This window comes from Streptomyces sp. NPDC047315, from assembly GCF_040643215.1.
Classification (GTDB): domain Bacteria; phylum Actinomycetota; class Actinomycetes; order Streptomycetales; family Streptomycetaceae; genus Streptomyces.
In genome coordinates this window covers 248,736-266,279 of the sequence record NZ_JBEYTZ010000006.1, presented here as the reverse complement: position 1 = coordinate 266,279, position 17,544 = coordinate 248,736, and the positions used below count along the sequence as shown (strand labels likewise).

Here is a 17,544-nt window from a genome sequence, read left to right as displayed (position 1 = left end):
CCATGGGGCGGGTTCACACGTTCGTGGACGCGGGCGTGTGACGGGTCACAAGACGGCCGGCGCTCTGCGCAAGCCCAGTCGATCCAAATCTCAGATCGCTGAACCTCTCGGCTTCAGACCCCTTGACATCAGGGAAATTCGATCAAAAACTAAATTCCAATTCACATCATCTCTTGGGAGGTGCGATGAGTCGACGAGTCCTTGTCGCGGGCGTCGGGATGATCCCGTTCGCCAAGCCGGGCAGCAGCGACGACTACGACGTCATGGGGGCCCGCGCGATCCGCGCGGCCGTCGAGGACGCGGGGGTCCCCTACGAACAGGTCCAGCAGGCGTACGCCGGATACGTGTACGGCGACTCCACGAGCGGACAGGCCGCGCTCTACCGCGTCGGCATGACCGGCATCCCGGTCGTCAACGTGAACAACAACTGCGCGACCGGTTCCTCCGCCCTGTGGCTGGCCCGCCAGGCCGTGGAGTCCGGCGCCGTGGAGTGCGCGCTCGCGGTCGGCTTCGAGCAGATGCAGCGCGGAGCGCTCACCACCCACTGGAACGACCGGCCCAGCCCCACCGGGCGCTTCAACGACCTGCTGGACGAACTGCACGGCATCGACGCGACGCTGCCGCGAGCGGCCCAACTGTTCGGGGGCGCGGGCATCGAGTACGTCGAGAAGTACGGCGTGGACCCCCGGCTGTTCGCCAAGGTCGCCGTGAAGTCCCGCACGCACGCCGCCCGCAATCCGTACGCCGTCTTCCGCGACCCGGTCACGGAGCAGGAAGTCATGGACTCCCCGCACATCTTCGGCCCGGTCACCCGGCTCCAGGCGTGCCCGCCCACCTGCGGCGCGGCGGCGGCCGTCGTGTGCAGCGAGGAGTTCGCCCGACGGCACGGCCTGCGCGCCGACGTGGCGATCAAGGCGCAGGCGATGGCCTCCGACCTGCCCGGGACCTTCGAGAAGAAGAGCATGATCGAGCTGGTGGGAGCCGGGTTGACCCGTTCCGCTTCGCAGCAGGTCTACGAGGCCGCCGGGGTCGACCCGCACGACATCGAGGTCGTCGAAGTGCACGACTGCTTCACGGTCAACGAAGTCCTCACCTACGAGGCGCTCGGGCTGTGCGAAGAGGGCGGATCGGAGAAGTTCGTCGCCGAGGGCGACCACACCTACGGGGGCCGGGTCGTCGTCGGGCCCTCGGGCGGGCTGATGTCCAAGGGACACCCGCTGGGCGCCACCGGACTCGCCCAGTGCACCGAGCTGGTCTGGCAGCTGCGGGGCGAAGCGGGGGCGCGGCAGGTGGACGACGTCACGCTCGCCCTCCAGCACAACCTCGGGCTCGGCGGCGTCGGCGTCGTCACCCTCTACGAAAGGGTCTCCTGAACATGCCCCTGGACCGATCCCTCATCGGCACCACCTCGCCCGAACTGGTCGTCGACGTCGAACGCGGCCGGCTGCGCTTCTTCGCCAAGGCCACCGGCCAGACCGATCCCGTCTACCGCGACCTGAACGCCGCCAGGGCCGCCGGCCACCGCGACCTGCCGGCGCCCCCGACGTTCCTGTTCTGCCTGGGCATGGAGGTGCCGAACCCCTTCGAATACCTGGAGGAGTTGGGCATCGACCCCGTGACGGTCCTCCACGGCGAGCAGGGCTTCGAATACCTCGCCCCGGTGTACGCGGGCGACACGCTCACCTACTCCACGCGCATCTCCGACATCTACGAGAAGAAGGGCGGCGCGCTCGAATTCCTCGTGCGCACCACGGAGGTGACCCGCCGGGGCGAACTCGTCGCCCGGCTCACCGCGTCGGCCGTCATCCGCAACAGGACCCACGAGGAGACGACCGCATGAGCGCCCTTCGACTCTCCCCCGGGGACGCGGTGCACCTCGACGTACCGAGGATCAGCCGGACGACGCTGGCCCTGTACGCCGGAGCTTCGGGCGACCACAACCCCGCACACGTCGACATCGACGCGTGCCGGGCCGTGGGCATCCCCGACGTCTTCACGCACGGCATGCTCTCCATGGCGTACCTGGGCCGGCTGCTGACCGACTGGGTGCCGCAGGACCGCGTCCGGGCCTACCGCGTGCGCTTCGCCGCGATCACCCCGGTGAACGCGGAGCCCGTGTGCCGCGGGGTGGTCACCGTGGTCGAAGACGGCCTCGCGCACCTCGACCTCACGATGAGCCTGCCCGACGGCACGGTGACCCTGAAGGGTTCCGCCGTCGTCGCCACCGACTGACCATCACGCACCGCCCCACCACGTAAGGACGTCACACCATGGGAACCATGGACGGCAAGGTCGCCATCGTCTCCGGCTCCGGCCGCGGCATCGGCCGGGAGATCGCCCTGAAGCTCGCGTCCGAAGGTGCCGCCGTCGTGGTCAACGACCTCGACGCCGAGCCCGCCGAGGAGACGGCCAAGGACATCGAGGCTGCCGGCGGCCGTGCGGTGACCTGCGTCGGCTCCGTCGTCGACGCGGACTTCGCGGAGCGGTTCGTCAACACCGCCGTCGAGTCCTTCGGCGGGCTCGACGTCATCGTGAACAACGCCGGCTACACCTGGGACACCGTCATCCAGAAGATGTCCGACGAGCAGTGGGACGCCATCCTCGACGTCCATCTCAAGGCCCCCTTCCGGATCCTGCGCGCTGCCCAGCCGTACTTCCGCAACAACCCCGTCGACCACCACCGCAAGGTCGTCAACGTCTCGTCCACCTCCGGCCTCGCCGGCAATCCCGGCCAGGCCAACTACTCCTCCGCCAAAGCCGGCATCATCGGCCTGACGAAGACGCTCGCCAAGGAGTGGGGCCGCTACCGCATCAACGTCAACGCTGTCGCCTACGGATGGATCCTCACCCGCATGACGGAGGCCACCGCCGCCGACGACGCGTACGTCGAGATCGAGGGCCGCAAGCTCCAGGTGGGACTCAACCCGCAGGTCGCCGAGACCCTCGCCCGCACGATCCCCCTCGGCCGCCCCGGCACCCCGAAGGAGGCCGCGGGCGCCGTGTACCTGCTGTGCACCCAGGAGGCGAACTACGTCTCCGGCCAGTGCCTCACCGTCGACGCCGGACAGCGCTGACCCCCTGCGCCGCACCGCAGGCCCCCTGTCCGGCCGTCCGTTCCGCGGCCGGACAGGCCCCCGTGCTCCCCATGGCCCGTCGCCGCCGCCGGGTCGTCACCGGAGGATGTCGTGTACCTCACCCAACCCCTGCACAGAGCACTCCAGCACGCGCCCGACGCACCGATGACCGCGTACGGCGAACGGACGAGGACCGCCCGGCAGGTCGCCGACCGGGTCGCCCGGCTCGCCTCGGCCCTGAAGGGCCTGGGCGTCACCGTGGCGGACCGCGTCGGGATCCTCATGCTCAACTCCGACCGCGTCCACGAGTCCATCTTCGCGATCTGGTGGATCGGCGCCGCGGCACACCCCGTCAACAGCCGCTGGTCACCCGCCGAAATCGGCTACGCCCTCAACGACTCCGGAACCGAGCTGCTCCTGGTCGACGACGCCTTCGCGGACCTCGTACCGGACCTCCGCACGCGCTGTGCCGGACTGCGCACCGTCGTCCACTGCGGCGACGGCCCCGCTCCCGGCGGGACGCTGCGCTACGAGGACCTGATCCGCTCCAGTACCCCGGTCCCCGACGGGCGGCACGGCGGGGACGCACTCGCCCTGCTCCTCTACACCGGCGGGACGACGGGGCTGCCCAAGGGCGTGATGATCAGCCACCGCGGCCTGCGCAGCTCGCTCGCCGGCTCCATGCTGGCCATGCGCAACGTCGACCGGGGCGGCGCGACCCTCGTGACCGCGCCGCTGTTCCACATCGCCGCCGTGTGCAGTTGGTACGCGCAGCTCGTCATGGGCGGAACCGTGGTCTTCCTGCCCCTCTTCCGACCCGCGGACTTCCTCGACGCCGTACAACGGCACCGCGTCACCACCTGCATCCTGATTCCCACCATGGTGCAGCTGCTCTGCGAGCACCCCGCCCTCGGCGACCACGACGTCTCCAGTCTGCGCAGCATCACCTACGGCGGCGCGGCGAGCTCCGGCGCGCTCCTGCGCCGGGCGATGGAGACCTTCCCCGGGGCCGGCTTCTCCCAGGGGTACGGCATGACCGAGACGGGGGTGCTGTGCACGCTCGGCCGGGAGGAGCACGCGGCGGGCGGCCCCCGGCTGCGTTCGACCGGGCGCGCCACCCCCGCGGTGGAGATCGCCGTGCTCGGTCCGGACGGCTCCCGGCTGCCGACCGGACAGGTCGGCGAGATCGTCACCCGCGGCGACCACGTGATGCTCGGCTACTGGGGGAAGCCGGACGAGACGGCCCGGGCGCTGCGCGACGGCTGGATGCACACCGGGGACGCGGGCCTACTGGACGAGGACGGCTACCTCTACGTCGTGGACCGCATCAAGGACATGATCATCACCGGCGGGGAGAACGTGTACTCCGCCGAGGTCGAGAACGCCCTCGCCACCCATCCCGCCGTCGCCTCGTGCGCCGTGATCGGCGTCCCCGACGACCGCTGGGGCGAACGCGTCCACGCCGTCCTCGTCCTGCGCCCTGGCCGCACGGCCACCGCCGAGGAGATCCGGGACCACTGCAAGACCCTCATCGCCGGCTACAAGGCGCCGCGCACCGTCGAGTTCGCCGACGCACTGCCCACCTCCGCGGCCGGAAAGATCCTCAAGCGCGTCCTGCGCGACGCGCCCCGCCCCGCCGCGCCCTGACCCCTGCCACCGCCCTTCGTGCAGGCCCCTTCGTACAGGCCCCTTCACACAGGAACGAGACGACACCCATGAAGCGCACCGTCTTCAACGAGGACCACGAAGCCTTCCGGACCGTGATCCGCGACTTCGTCCGCAACGAGGTGGTCCCCCACTTCGACGCCTGGGAGAAGGAGGGCCTGCCGCCCCGCGACCTGTTCCGCAAGCTGGGCGCCCTCGGGGTGATGGGCTTCGACATCCCCGAGGAGTACGGCGGACCGGGCGAGACCGGCTACAAGTACCAGGCCGTCCTGAACGAGGAGTGCGCGTACGCCGGAGTGATGCTCGGCCACTACGGCGTCAGCACCAGCATCGTGCTGCCGTACCTGCTCCACCTCGCCGACGAGGACCAGCGGCGGCGCTGGCTGCCCGGCATCGCCACCGGCGACATCATGCTGTGCATCGCGATGACGGAGCCCGGCACCGGCTCCGACCTGGCCGGCATCCGCACCACGGCGAAGCTGTCGGCCGACGGCAGCCACTACGTCCTCAACGGCGCCAAGACCTTCATCACCGGCGCCCGCAACTCGGAACTCTGCGTCGTCGTCGCCCGCACCTCGCCCGCCACTGCCGAGGACCGCAGGGCGGGCCTGAGCCTTCTCGTCGTCCCCACCGACAGCGAGGGCTTCGCCTACGGCCGCAAGCTGGAGAAGATCGGGCTGCGCTCGTCCGACACCAACGAACTGTCCTTCACCGACGTCCGCGTGCCCGTCGAGAACCTCCTCGGCAAGGAGGGCGAGGGCTTCGCGTACCTGGGCAACAACCTCGTCCGCGAACGCCTCGCCATCGGCGTCGAGGCCGTCGCCCGGGCCCGTGCGGCCATCGACTTCACCCAGGAGTACGTCCTGCAGCGCACCGTCTTCGGCCAGCGCGTGGGAGCCTTCCAGAACACCAAGTTCGTGCTCGCCGAGTGCGAGACCGACGTGACCGCAGCACAGGCGCTGTGCGACCGGGCCCTGGACCTGGAGGAGACGGGAGACCTCACGGCGGCCGACGCGGCGAGGGTGAAGCTGCACGGCACCGAGACCGCGGGCCGCGTCATCGACAAGTGCCTCCAACTGCACGGCGGCTACGGCTACATGCTGGAGTACCCGATCGCCCGGATGTACGCCGACACCCGGGTCAACCGGATCTACGGCGGCACGAGCGAGGTGATGAAGACGATCATCGCCAAGGACATGGGCCTGTGAGCACGGCCCGCCGCGGGGTGCTTCCGGGCTCGGAGGAGGTGGGAGGGCCGATCGGATGGCCTGGTCGGCCAGCGGGCGGGTCCGGCCCTCACTGTCCACCACCGGCGACCACCTGCATCGGCGTCCGGCATCCGGCGTCCGCGTTGGGCATTCGACAATCGGCATTGGCAATCGACATCGACATCGACATCGGCATTCGGCGGAAGAGCGAAGACGTGGCAGCGCGCAGACCACCCAACCGCAAGGCGCTCATCCGCTCCGCCGCCACCGACCTCTTCGTCCGGCGCGGATACCACAACGTCTCCGTGGCCGACGTCGCCGAAACCGTCGGCATCACCCCGGCCGCGCTCTACCACCACTACCGCAACAAGCAGGACCTGCTGTTGCACACCGTCCTGGACGCCCTCGACACGGTCGACACCACCATCCGCACGGCCGGCGACCTCGACGCCGCGATCCGCGCCCTGACGGCCCTCGTCGTCGGCCCCGGAAACCTGCTCGCCGTCTGGGAACGAGAATCCCGCCACCTGGAGGAGTCCCAGCGGGCAGCGGTCCAGGACCGCGAGGCGGACATCGTGGCGGACTTCCTCCCGCTGCTGCGAGCCGAGCGACCGGATCTGGACGCCCCCGAAGCGGAACTCGTCGCCCGCGCCGTCCTCGGCACCCTCGGAGGCCAGTCCCTGCGGCGCGGTGCTCCACGGCGCAAAGAGGAGGCCCTGGTCTTCCGACTGGCGGCGGCGGTGGCACGGGCACCCTTGACGCCGGCGCCGACGAGGCCGCCGGAGCCCGAGCCCGCGCCCGGCCCGTACGGCACGGGCACCTCGATGCCCCGCCGACGCCGCGACCAACTGCTCACCGAAGCCGTCCGACTCTTCGACGAGCGCGGCTACCAGTCCGTGACCATGGCCGACATCGGCGAGGCCGCCGGGATCGTGGCCTCGGGCGTCTACCGGCACTTCCCGAGCAAGACGGACATCCTGGTCACCGCCATGAACCGCGGCGGCGAACAACTGCGCACCGGGGCGGAGCGGGCGTTCTCCCTCGCCCGCTCCGCCGACGAGGTCCTGGCACTCCTGCTGCGCGCCCACGTCTCCGTCACCGTCGAACAGCGGCACCTCGTGGGGCTCCTCACCCACGAACGCAACCACCTGCCGAACAAGGAACGCACCGCGCTGCGCCACTACCAGGTCGACTACATGGACGTCTGGCTCCAGGCGCTCGGCGCGGTCGAGCCCGAGTACGGCGACTCCGACCTCCGCACCGTCGTCCACGCAGCCCACGCGATGATCCACTTCGTGGTCCGCACGACCACCGCGCCCTTCTCGCCCGACCTCCCCGAGCGCCTGACCGAGTTGGGCACCGCCCTGCTGTCCGCGAAGCGGTGACCGTCCCCTTCCAAGGCCCACCGCCTGAACAGAGGTTGGGCGGGCGACCTCGCGGACTGCCATGAGACGTCCGCACCGTTCCTGCAGCCGAGGATGGGTCTTCGGAGCGCGAGTTCATCCGTTCACCGCATCCTGCGGAGCGCGTCCGAGGGTGCCGCAGCCTCTGGGGTCGCTCGCATGTGGCGCGTCCAACGGAGTCCGCGACCGGGGACGGATCGCGGCGACTGGTCACGGCGCGGATACGTCTCAGCGGTCTGGTACCTCAGGGCCGTCGCCTTCGTCGACTTCCTGGGCGCCGTGTGGGTGTCCCTCGGAAACGACATCCGGCGGCACGGCGACGACGAGTTCGGCACGCCGTACCTGCTGACCGCAGGATTCTCCTCCGGAGCCATCGCCCTGTTCCTGGCGATCACCATGCGCCGGCGCAAACGTGCTGCCTGGATCTTCAATCTCGCCGCGGCCGGGCTGACTCTGGTGCTGACCGCCCTGGCCCTGGGGTTGCCGGCGTACCGGCCGCACGTCCAGAACTGGCTCGCGGCCCTGCTGACCGCGTTCTTCGTCGCCGCGCTGCTCGTCGGGCGGCGCGAGTTCTACGCGAAGGGCGACCCCGCCAACTCGAAACTGGCGGCGGTGGTGGGGATCCTCGGGCTGCTGGTCGGTTCGCTGCTCGCCGCCGCCATGGTCACGGTGACCAACGCGGCCCCCCATCCCGAACGTTCCGACTTCCCGGAGCGCTGGCACTACGGCCTGCTCCGCATGTTCTCGCTCGCCTACGACGACGTCCACTTCGAGGGCATCGCCACCCCTGGCTGGGCCAATGTGCTCATCAACCTGATGAGCACGACGCTGATCCTGGTGGTCCTGTACGCGGCCTTCCGGTCCCGGCGCGCCGTCGACCCGATGACCGAGGAGGACGAGCGGGACCTGCGGGCGCTGCTGGAGCGGCACGGCGACCGGGACTCCCTCGGCTACTTCGCCCTGCGTCGCGACAAGAGCGTCATCTGGTCGCCCTCGCGCAAGTCGGCCGTTGCCTACCGGGTCGTCAGCGGGGTCTCGCTCGCGTCCGGCGATCCGATCGGCGACCCGGAGGCATGGCCGGGAGCGATCGACCGATGGCTGGTCCAGGCCCGCGAACACGGCTGGACGCCCTCCGTGATCGGGGCGAGCGAGGAGGGCGGCACGGTCTACGTCCGACACGGGCTGAACGCTCTGGAGTTGGGCGACGAGGCGATCGTCGACATCGGCGAGTTCACCCTGGAAGGCCGGGCCATACGGGGTGTCCGCCAGGCGCACCGCCGCGTGGAGCGCGCCGGGTACACCGTGCGCATCAGGCGGCACGAGGACATGCCGCCGGAGGAGATGACGGAGATGATCGAGGGGGCGGACGACTGGCGCGACGGATCGACGGAACGCGGATTCTCCATGGCGCTGGGCCGACTCGGCGACCCGCAGGACGGGCGCTGTGCTGGCCACCCTCATCAGCGAGGGCGCCCTGCTGTGGGCGATCCGGCACGGCCTCGCGCCGCACTCGGCCGTCAACACCCTCGACGTCGGGGTGAGCTACGCGCTCGCCGGTGTCGTCGGCGTGCTCACCTATCGCATCGTGGCACCTTGGCGATACGCGTACCTCGCGGTGGTCCTGGCCGTCTACGGCATTCCCCTCGTCGTCGGCCGGACCTTCACCGACCTCGGCCACTTCACCTCGGTCCTCATCGGGCTGGCCTGCTATCCCCTCACCCGGCACCGGGGCCCCGCCTGGAACCCGAGGGACGTCCTGCCCCCGAACATCCGTCCCTGGAAGGGCGGTTGATACGCCATGTGCTGGTGGGCCCCGGTCCGCCGCCGGGTGCCGGAGTGAAGGAGCCGGGTGAGCGCCGGGCCCGATGCAAATGCGCCGGGGCGTGAGCTCGAACGGGCCGGAACACCGAGGTGTCCGGCATCGGGGGCGGGTATGCACCAACCGGTACGGAAGCCGCATCACACCCGGCCGCGCCGGGAGACCGCGGAATCCGCTGCCCACAGAGGCGTATCAGGCGTCCGGTATCCGCGGACGCCCCCAGCGAGGGGACGCACGGTCATGACCGTCAAGGGTGTGGATGTCTCGGCCTATCAGCCGACGTACGACGCGAGCGGACTCGACTTCGTGTTCGTCAAGGCCACTGAAGGGCACACCTGGACCAGTCCGGTACAGGGCAAGCAGGCTGCAGCGGCGCGGGACGCGGGCGTCGTGGTCGGCTTCTACCACTTCCTGTGGCCCCGTGACATCGCCTCGCAGGCCGCTCACTTCGTCGAGCGCTGCGCCGGTGTGCCGGGCGACGTCCTGGCGTGCGACTGGGAGACCACGAGTGACGGCACGGCCGCCTCCTGCGCGGAGAAGGACGCCTTCCTCGCCGAGGTGAGGCGGCTGCGGCCGAAGAACCGCGTGGTCCTGTACTGCAACACCGATTTCTGGCTCCACCGGGACACGAGCTCCGACTGCGGTGACGGCCTGTGGATTGCGGATGTGACCGAGGCCGGGCATCCGCGCGTCAAGCACGCCTGGCGCTTCCACCAGTACAGCTCGGCGGGCGGGCTCGACCGTGATGTCGCCGACTTCCCCAGCCACGCGGCGCTCCGCACCTGGGCGAGGGGGCTCCTGGCCTGAACGCGGGCGCGCGGTCGGCTCAGAGCGTGCCGCTCTTGCCGTGGCAGGGCTCGTCAGGACACTCGGCGTGGCTGGGTGACGTGGCCTGTGGGGTTGGTGCTGCACGCCGGCTGGGTAGTCGTCGATAAATGGATGGCGTGCCGCGTCGGCGTGGGACTAGCCTTCATCCCGTTCCGCCGGGAGGGCTGTGCCCCTCTCGGTTCGGTTGGTTGAGGAAGTCGGAGGTGAGGACTGTGATGACTGCCAAGGTGACGGGTCGTGCCCGTGTTCAGGAGTTCATCGTTTTCACCCCCGTGGTCTCCGGCTGACACCCTTTCGCTTCCGCGCGCCGAGCGCGCTGCCGGGGCCACCCTTTGAAGGGTTTCCCCATCTTGTCCAGCAATCTGCTGAACCCGTCTACCTCCACTTCCTCCGTTGACGTCGAACCTGCCCTCGCCCTCTACGGCTGGGACGACGCCTGGTCCGCTGCCTTCGCCCCGTACGCCGCGCAGGGTCTCGTGCCTGGCCGGGTCGTCCGGGTCGACCGGGGGCTGTGTGACGTCGTCACCGCGGACGGCACCGTGCGGGCCGACACCGAGTTCGTGGTGCCGCGTGATCCGATGAAGGTCGTGTGCACCGGCGACTGGGTCGCGGTCGACCCCGGCGGCAGCGATCCGCGGTACGTGCGGACGCTGCTGCCGCGCCGCACCGCCTTCGTGCGGTCGACCTCGTCCAAGCGGTCCGAAGGCCAGGTCCTGGCCACCAACGTCGACACCGTCGTCATCTGCCTGTCCCTCGCGGCCGAACTCGACCTCGGGCGGCTGGAACGGTACCTCGCCCTGGCCTGGGAGAGCGGCGCGCAGCCCGTCGTCGTCCTCAGCAAGGCCGACCTCGTGCCGTCAGCCGCCACGGTCGAACACCTCGTCCAGGACGCCGGGTCCACCGCGCCCGGCGTGCGGGTGATCCCCGTCAGCGCCCACACCGGCGCCGGCACCGACGTCCTCGCGGGCGTCGTCGCCGGCGGCACCACCGTGCTGCTCGGCGGCTCCGGTGCCGGGAAGTCCACCCTCGCCAACGTGCTCACCGGGGTGGACGCCATGGAGGTGCAGGCCGTACGGGACGTCGACGGCAAGGGGCGGCACACCACCACGACCCGCAACCTCCTGCTCCTCCCCGGCGGCGGAGTGCTCATCGACACGCCGGGGCTGCGCGGCGTCGGACTGTGGGACGCCGGCTCGGGCGTCGGGCAGGTCTTCGCCGAGATCGAGGAACTGGCCGCCCGCTGCCGCTTCCACGACTGCGCCCACCGGTCCGAGCCGGGGTGCGCCGTCCGCCGCGCCGTCGACGCGGGCGAGTTGCCCGTACGGCGGCTGGAGAGCTACGACAAGCTGCAGCGGGAGAACCGGCACATCGTCGCGAAGACGGACGCGCGGCTGCGGGCCGAACTGCGCAGGGACTGGCGGATCAAGGGCGCGCAGAACCGGGCCGCCGCCGACGCCAAGCGGGGGCGCCGGCCGCGCTAGAAGCAGCCGTCGGGCGCGAGCGCGTAGGTGATCGCCGAGGCCGGGGTGAGGCGCGCGCCCTCCTCGTGGGCGGCGGTGAAGCGGTCGGTGCCCAGTGCGGCGCGGATGGCCTCGGAGTGCCGCGCCCGGTCCCGGATTAGGCGCTGCATGCCGAAGAGGCCGATGGCGCCGATGGGCCGAACGGCCTCGGCCGCGCCGATGAGGCGGGCCGCGGTCTCGTGGCCGCCCAGTGCGTGGGCGGCCCAGGCCAGCGTTTCGACGACCGCCGCGGCGCCCACCCGGTCCTTGAGCACGCGCTTCGCCTCGATGCACTCCAGGAGCAGCGCCACCGCGGTTTCCGGCGCACCACGCTCCAGGTGGAGCAGGCCGAGGCACCACAGGACGTACGAGTGGTGCCACCGTTCGCCGGCCACCCGCCCCATGTCCATCGCCCGGGAAAGGTGCTCCTGTGCCTCGTCGTCGTGGCCCAGGTGCAGATGGGCCAGTCCCATCTGGGCCTGGGACATCGCGATGCCCATCCCGTCGTCGACGGATCGGCACACGGCCAGCGCCTCGGACGACTCGTGGATCGCCTCGTTCGACTCCTCGGAGAACAACCTGATCAGGCCGCGCACCATCTTCGCCCGCCCCCTGAACGTGGGCGTGTGCAGCATCTCCGCCTGCTCCTCCGCCGCGTCGGCGTACCGGCCGGCCGACGTGAGGTCTCCTTGGATCAGGGCGAGGAAGCTGACGGCCCACAGCGCCGGGAGCCGGTCCGCGGCGGGACCGCGGTCCTCGGCAGGTTCCTGTTCGAGACGCCGCCGCCCTTCGCTGACGTGCCCGCACGCGCTCCAGTACAGCCATAGCGCGCCCGCGATCCGTAGTCGGTCGGCCGCGCCGCCCGGGCAACTGGTGGACAGCGCGGTACGGAAGTGGTGGTGCTCGGTGCTGATCCCGTGCAGCGCGGACATCTGACCGGGGCCGTACCACTGCTCGGCGGCGGCCTCGGCCTGCTCGCGGCACCAGGCCAGGTGCTTTCGTCGGACGGCGGTCTTCTGCTGCTCCGACAGCCGGCCCGAGCCTTGTCCGCGGATCGTCTCCGGCATCTGGTAACGCATCACGTCGTCGTGGACCGAGGTGAACAACAGCGACTTGTCCACGATCCCCGAAACGGCGGCCAGCGGCTCGGGGACCCCGCTGCCGCCGGCGAGCGCCGCCACGAGATCCAGCGACATCGTGCCCGGCACCAGCGAGATCCGTTCCCACGCCCGGTTCTCCGCCTCCGTGCACAGGCTCTGACTCCAACTGAGGACGGAGTGGATCGTTCGGTGGCGGGTGTTGCCGGGCGGCCCGCTGGTGGCCGGGAGGGTGAAGGTGGTGTCCAGGTGTTCCAGCAGCTGGCCCACGGTGAGGGTGCGCAGCCAGCGGGTCGTGAGTTCGACGGCGAGCGGCAGCCCGTCGAGCCTGCGGCACAGTTCCACGACGGCGGCCCGGTTGGCGGTCGTCACCGCGAAGCCGCCCCGCACGGCCGCGGCGCGGTCCTGGAACAGGCGCAGCACGGGATAGCGGTCCACGGTCGTTTCGCTCGGGGCGGCACCCGGAGGAGGGAGCTCCAAGGGTGCGACGTGCAGCAGGTGCTCGCCCAGTACGCCCAGCGCCTGTCGACTTGTCGCCAGGAGCGTCAACCGGGGGGCCGCGCGCACCAGGGTCCGCACGAGGTGGGCGCTCGCCGCGTGCAGGTGTTCGCAGTTGTCCAGCACCAGCAACATGCGTCGGCCCGCCAGTTCCATCGCCAGCGCGGCTGCGGTGGTGCGCGCCGGGTCGTCTGCTATGCCCAGGGCGGTGGCCACCCGCTCCGGCAGCACGGCGGGATCGGTCAGGTCCGCCAGTTCGACCAGGCACACGCCGTCCGCGTAGTCACCGGCGTGCCGGCGGGCGAGCCAGTACGCCAGCCTCGTCTTGCCGACGCCTCCGGTGCCGATCACGGTCACGATCCGGGCGCGCGTCAGGAGGTCCTTTACCTCGCCCAACTCCCGCTCGCGGCCCACGAAGCTCGTCGGCTCGTCCGGTACCGACGTCTGCGTGTGCCACCACGGGCCGGACGACCGGCCCGGAGGTTCCGGTGCGGGTGCGTCGTCGTCGACCCCGGCGAGGGAGCGCCGCAACGCGTCCCAACGGAGCTGCCAGGCGTGGACGTCCCCACCGCAGCACCGCACGTACGCGAGGACGACGTCCAACGAAGGCAGGCGGTGGCCCGTCGCCGCCTGAGAGAGCGTGCTCGCGGCGTAGTTCGCGACGGCGGACATGTCCGCGTACGTCATGGCGGCCCGCCGGCGCAGTCGACGCAGGTCTTCGGCGAACTCGGTCAACGGGTCCGAACAGGACAAGTCAAGCGGCTTCTCCCTGCGCCCCGGCCCGTGCTGCACGGTTAGCCCCCCGACGCTTTGTTCGGTCGTTGACCGGTTGATTTCCTTCCCGGCTGAACTGGAGAACATTCTCCACCCTCGGCGATCCTCGTCCCCCGCCTTCTTGCGCTTCTCGCGCGACGGTCTCCGCACCGGGGCGGGCGTACGAAGGCGAGGAACGAATCCAATTGAGGTGTTTATGACAGCGCGTCCTGTGCGTTGGCTCCTGGCCGTGGTGGCTTCGACGGTCACGTTCGGCCTGTGCTTGTGGGCGGTCAGTGCGGTCTCCGCGCGATGGCTGCCGGAGGGGGAGGAGGCCCGCTGGGGCGTGTTGGCCGCGTTCGCGGGCGTGACCGCCGCCGCCGTCGGTGGCGCCGTCGGTTGGTGGGCCGCACAGGACGGAGCGGACCCGTCCGCGGATCGGCAGCGGATCGACCAAGAGGCGGACGTCACCGACGACGGGGACGTGGTGCAGATCGCGGGCGACGCGGGCGCCGGTGCGCCGAGGTCCGACGGGGGCCCGGGAGCGGGCTGAGCCAGCGGGCGAAAGCGTCGGGCAACGGCCGCGTCGTCCAGGTCGGAGGCGACCACGGCCGCCGAAAGAGGCGCCGTCGTGGCTGACGAGGACGGGCCCAGGAAGCACGACCAGCGCGCCGAGGCGTCCGAAGCCGGTAGCGTCATCCAGTACCAAGTCGACCGCCAAGAGAACCACTTCGGCCTCTCGCCCAAACTGGGCGTGGCCGGAATCCTCGTGATGACGCTCCTCGTGGGCTCGTTCTGGCTGCGCGACCGGCCGTCGGACCCGCCTCCCGCGGCGGGGGCCGAGGCGCCCTCACCCGCCGTGGCCACCGCGACGCCCCCTCCCGCGGACGGTTCCGCCGCGCCGTCGCTGGCGACCGAGGCGCCGACGGCCCCGACTACGCGAGGAGGCTGCCGGCAACCCGCCGTCAAACTCACCTCGACGACCTCCGGTCGTCCTTGCATCAAGGTGACCGACGACGGGAAGCTCCGGATCGAGGGCCACGTCGTCGCGAAGGGCGCCGGGGAGGTCACCGTGTTCGTCTGGTTGACCCACGGCAAGGACCACCGTCCCGACCGCGCTCCCCGACGTTGCGTCTACGAACTCGCAGCAGGCGGCACCCAGACGTGCGCCACGACCGTCGAGCCGGACCGGCCGGGAACGAAGTGGGACGTCGCCATGGAGGTCGAGGAGGGGAAGGTCGAGCTGCCGTCCTGGTGGGACAGCTTCCCCGCGGTGGTGGGCACCCAGAGCGGCCACCTGATCACCTGGCCGCTCGCCCCGTGAGGGAACTCGGCGCCGCGCCGGGGCACTTCCCGCCCCGCTGGCCGGCGGGTGTGAGGGCCGGTGCGTCCGGCGCCCTCCCGCAGCACCGGCCGCATTCGGCACGACTACTCCTCCGTCAGCCCCCAACTGTGGATCTTGCGGGGGTGGATGCGGATCAGTTCCCCGCTGAAGTGCGGGCCCAGCTCGTGCGGGCCCGTCAGGAGTTCCGCCACGCCGCGGACGTCCACGCCGCGCACCCGCCACGGGGTGACGCTCGCGATGTCGTCGACGACGATCGCGACCTTCGGGTTCCGCTGGAGGTTGCGCCACTTCTTCGTCGTCGCGAGCGCGAGGCCCCCGATCAGGATCGTGTCGTCGGGCTGGGGGAAGAAGGCGACGGGATTCGCCTGCGGCTGGCCGTTGGGGTCCACGGTCGCCAGGCGCCCCAGCCGCTGGGTGGCGAGGTAGGCCCGCTCGGCTTCGGTGAATTCGGTCATGCACGCAGCCTCACACGCCGACCGCAGCCGCGGGCATCGGACCATCGGCCTACGACCGTCGGTCGGGGGTGTCGCTACGTACACCCCCGATCCTCGCCCTGCCCCACCTGCCCGCGCCGCCGCGGCTGCCTAGCGTCGACGTGCGACGGACGGCGCGTCAGAAGCGCCACCGGTACGACGGGGTGAGGAGCACGCCATGAACAGCAGCGACGCACGAGCACAGGGCCACGCCCAGCGAACCGCGGACGACGACGCACGAGGGCTGCCTCCGGGGCCCCTGCGCATCGGCCCGGACGACCCCCGCTACGGCCATCTGGTCTCCCGCGGCGCCAGCAACCGGTTCCGCGGGAGGCCCGACCGGGTCTATCTCGCCGGCTCGACGCAGGACGTGGTGCGCGCGGTGCGGGAGGCCGTGCGGTCCGGGGCGCGCATCGCCGTCCGCAGCGGCGGGCACTGCTTCGAGGACTTCGTCGACCACCCGGACGTGACCGCGGTCATCGATCTGTCGCCCCTGCGGGAGGTCGTCTACGACCCCCACCACCGGGCCTTTAGCGTCGAGGCCGGGGCCACCGTCGGCGAGGTGTACCGGCAGCTGTACCTCGGCTGGGGCGTGACCCTGCCGGCCGGCTACCACGCCGAAGTCGGCGTCGGCGGACACGTGCCGGGCGGCGGCTACGGCCCGCTGTGCCGGCTGTACGGGCTGGTCAGCGACCACCTCCATGCGGTCGAGGTCGTGGTGGTCGACCGGGACGGCGAGGTGCGCACCGTGGTCGCCACCCGCCGCGAGGACGACCCGAACCGCGAGCTGTGGTGGGCCCACACCGGCGGCGGGGGCGGCAGCTTCGGCGTCGTGACCCGGTTCTGGTTCCGCTCGCCCGCGGCCCCGGCCGACGCCGACCCGACGCGCGCGCTGCCCGTACCCACCGCGACCGCGCTGACCTTCACCGCGAAGTGGAGTTGGGAGGGCATGGACGAGGAGCGCTTCGCCCGCCTCGTGCGCAACTACGGCGACTGGGCCGAGCGGCACGGAGCCGCGGACGACCCGGCCGCCGCGCTGTACGCGGAGTTCGTCCTGATGCGCCGCGCCACCGGCGACCATCTGCTCATCGGGCAGGTCGCGGCGGAGGAGGGACCCGACCGCAGGCTGTTGGACGGGTTCCTCGGCGCCCTGAGCGCCGGGACCGTACGGCCGGCCGAGGTGCGCCCCCGCCGGCTGCCCTGGCTCACCGCCGCGCTGCGCGGCTCCGGGGAGTCGGTCGGGGACTGGCACGTCAAGATCAAGTCCGGCTTCCTCCGCGGCGGGCTCACCGACCGTCAGACGGCCGTCGTCCACCGGCACCTGACGCGGGCCGACGTCGACGTGGTCGCCGGGAGCGTCGCCCTCAACACCTTCGGCGGCGCCGTCAACACCACTCCTGTCGCCTCGACCGCCGCACCGCACCGCGATTCGGTGCTCAAGCTCGCGGCCCTCGCAGCCTGGGAGCGGCCCGACCAGGCGTCCGCCCACCTCGCCTGGATCCGCGACTGCTACCGCGACCTGTTCGCCGACACCGGAGGGGTGCCGGTGCCGGGCGGCAACGTCGACGGCGCCTTCGTCAACTACCCGGACACCGACCTCGCCGACCCGCGGTGGAACACCTCGGACACCCCCTGGCAGACGCTGTACTTCAAGGACAACCACGCCCGGCTGCGCGCGGTCAAACGGCGCTGGGACCCGCGCGACGTCTTCCGCCACGCGCTCTCCGTCCGCCCCTGAATCGCGCCCCAGGGCACGCCCGGGACGCGCCCCAAACACCTCCACCTCCAGCCCGCAGACAAGTGACGGGGGATGAACAACAGGGGCGCGGGGAACTGCGCGACCAGCCCACCACCGGGCTGTGGAGACCAACGCTCCCTCAGG

General features: G+C 71.3%; 15 protein-coding genes and 1 pseudogene. 14 read left to right on the top strand and 2 right to left on the bottom strand.

Annotated elements, in window-relative coordinates; translation table 11 throughout:
• Positions 1-185: 185 nt before the first annotated feature.
• The 11 genes and pseudogenes from ABZ842_RS09130 (at position 186) to rsgA (ending at position 11,478) form a co-directional block, all read left to right on the top strand.
• Positions 186-1,373 carry a lipid-transfer protein gene (locus ABZ842_RS09130; protein ID WP_361534172.1) on the top strand — a complete coding sequence of 396 codons (1,188 nt, stop codon included), beginning with the start codon at positions 186-188 and terminating at the stop codon, positions 1,371-1,373.
• Positions 1,374-1,375: 2 nt separating this feature from the next.
• A complete protein-coding gene (locus ABZ842_RS09125) occupies positions 1,376-1,840 on the top strand; it encodes a MaoC family dehydratase N-terminal domain-containing protein (protein WP_361534169.1) in 465 nt (154 codons plus the stop codon).
• Positions 1,837-2,232 (top strand): MaoC/PaaZ C-terminal domain-containing protein, encoded by a 396-nt coding sequence (locus ABZ842_RS09120; protein ID WP_361534166.1) that lies wholly within the window; start codon positions 1,837-1,839, stop codon positions 2,230-2,232. Before ABZ842_RS09125 ends, ABZ842_RS09120 begins: the two co-directional genes overlap by 4 nt.
• A 38-nt stretch (positions 2,233-2,270) precedes the next feature.
• On the top strand, positions 2,271-3,074 hold the full coding sequence (locus ABZ842_RS09115) for a 3-oxoacyl-ACP reductase family protein (RefSeq protein WP_361534163.1): 804 nt from the start codon (positions 2,271-2,273) through the stop codon (positions 3,072-3,074).
• Between the two features lie 111 nt (positions 3,075-3,185).
• Positions 3,186-4,721 (top strand): long-chain-fatty-acid--CoA ligase, encoded by a 1,536-nt coding sequence (locus ABZ842_RS09110; RefSeq protein WP_361534160.1) that lies wholly within the window; start codon positions 3,186-3,188, stop codon positions 4,719-4,721.
• 68 nt (positions 4,722-4,789) lie between these two features.
• On the top strand, positions 4,790-5,947 hold the full coding sequence (locus ABZ842_RS09105) for an acyl-CoA dehydrogenase family protein (RefSeq protein ID WP_361534157.1): 1,158 nt from the start codon (positions 4,790-4,792) through the stop codon (positions 5,945-5,947).
• A 164-nt stretch (positions 5,948-6,111) separates the two neighbouring features.
• Entirely contained in the window at positions 6,112-7,332 is a 1,221-nt protein-coding gene (locus ABZ842_RS09100) for a TetR family transcriptional regulator (protein ID WP_361534154.1), read from the top strand.
• A 177-nt stretch (positions 7,333-7,509) separates the two neighbouring features.
• Positions 7,510-8,796 (top strand): annotated as a pseudogene (locus ABZ842_RS09095) (phosphatidylglycerol lysyltransferase domain-containing protein); the annotation flags it as partial.
• A gap of 1 nt (position 8,797) precedes the next feature.
• Positions 8,798-9,142, top strand: coding sequence for a rhomboid-like protein (locus tag ABZ842_RS09090; protein WP_361534364.1), 345 nt, complete (start codon positions 8,798-8,800; stop codon positions 9,140-9,142).
• A 267-nt stretch (positions 9,143-9,409) separates the two neighbouring features.
• Positions 9,410-9,976, top strand: coding sequence for a GH25 family lysozyme (locus ABZ842_RS09085; protein WP_361534151.1), 567 nt, complete (start codon positions 9,410-9,412; stop codon positions 9,974-9,976).
• Between the two features lie 371 nt (positions 9,977-10,347).
• On the top strand, positions 10,348-11,478 hold the full coding sequence (gene rsgA, locus ABZ842_RS09080) for a ribosome small subunit-dependent GTPase A (protein WP_361534148.1): 1,131 nt from the start codon (positions 10,348-10,350) through the stop codon (positions 11,476-11,478).
• Here rsgA and ABZ842_RS09075 read toward each other — a convergent pair.
• Positions 11,475-13,844, bottom strand: coding sequence for an AAA family ATPase (locus tag ABZ842_RS09075; RefSeq protein WP_361534145.1), 2,370 nt, complete (start codon positions 13,842-13,844; stop codon positions 11,475-11,477). The genes rsgA and ABZ842_RS09075 overlap by 4 nt on opposite strands.
• 217 nt (positions 13,845-14,061) lie before the next feature.
• Here ABZ842_RS09075 and ABZ842_RS09070 point away from each other — a divergent pair, with 217 nt between their 5' ends.
• Both ABZ842_RS09070 and ABZ842_RS09065 read left to right on the top strand, forming a co-directional pair.
• Entirely contained in the window at positions 14,062-14,397 is a 336-nt protein-coding gene (locus ABZ842_RS09070; RefSeq protein ID WP_361534142.1) for a hypothetical protein, read from the top strand.
• Positions 14,398-14,475: 78 nt separating this feature from the next.
• A complete protein-coding gene (locus ABZ842_RS09065; protein ID WP_361534139.1) occupies positions 14,476-15,168 on the top strand; it encodes a hypothetical protein in 693 nt (230 codons plus the stop codon).
• A 104-nt stretch (positions 15,169-15,272) separates the two neighbouring features.
• Here the strand turns inward: ABZ842_RS09065 and ABZ842_RS09060 are convergent, their stop codons facing one another.
• Positions 15,273-15,644, bottom strand: coding sequence for a PPOX class F420-dependent oxidoreductase (locus ABZ842_RS09060; protein ID WP_361534136.1), 372 nt, complete (start codon positions 15,642-15,644; stop codon positions 15,273-15,275).
• Positions 15,645-15,840: 196 nt separating this feature from the next.
• Between ABZ842_RS09060 and ABZ842_RS09055 the strand changes: the two genes are divergently transcribed.
• On the top strand, positions 15,841-17,400 hold the full coding sequence (locus ABZ842_RS09055) for an FAD-dependent oxidoreductase (protein ID WP_361534133.1): 1,560 nt from the start codon (positions 15,841-15,843) through the stop codon (positions 17,398-17,400).
• Positions 17,401-17,544: the final 144 nt, after the last annotated feature.

Coding starts and splice junctions, on each gene's coding strand:
- ABZ842_RS09130 (WP_361534172.1), top strand. CDS start 186: ATGAGTCGACGAGTCCTTGTCGCGGGCGTCGGGATGATCCCGTTCGCC.
- ABZ842_RS09125 (WP_361534169.1), top strand. CDS start 1,376: ATGCCCCTGGACCGATCCCTCATCGGCACCACCTCGCCCGAACTGGTC.
- ABZ842_RS09120 (WP_361534166.1), top strand. CDS start 1,837: ATGAGCGCCCTTCGACTCTCCCCCGGGGACGCGGTGCACCTCGACGTA.
- ABZ842_RS09115 (WP_361534163.1), top strand. CDS start 2,271: ATGGGAACCATGGACGGCAAGGTCGCCATCGTCTCCGGCTCCGGCCGC.
- ABZ842_RS09105 (WP_361534157.1), top strand. CDS start 4,790: ATGAAGCGCACCGTCTTCAACGAGGACCACGAAGCCTTCCGGACCGTG.
- ABZ842_RS09085 (WP_361534151.1), top strand. CDS start 9,410: ATGACCGTCAAGGGTGTGGATGTCTCGGCCTATCAGCCGACGTACGAC.
- ABZ842_RS09070 (WP_361534142.1), top strand. CDS start 14,062: ATGACAGCGCGTCCTGTGCGTTGGCTCCTGGCCGTGGTGGCTTCGACG.
- ABZ842_RS09060 (WP_361534136.1), bottom strand. CDS start 15,644: ATGACCGAATTCACCGAAGCCGAGCGGGCCTACCTCGCCACCCAGCGG.
- ABZ842_RS09055 (WP_361534133.1), top strand. CDS start 15,841: ATGAACAGCAGCGACGCACGAGCACAGGGCCACGCCCAGCGAACCGCG.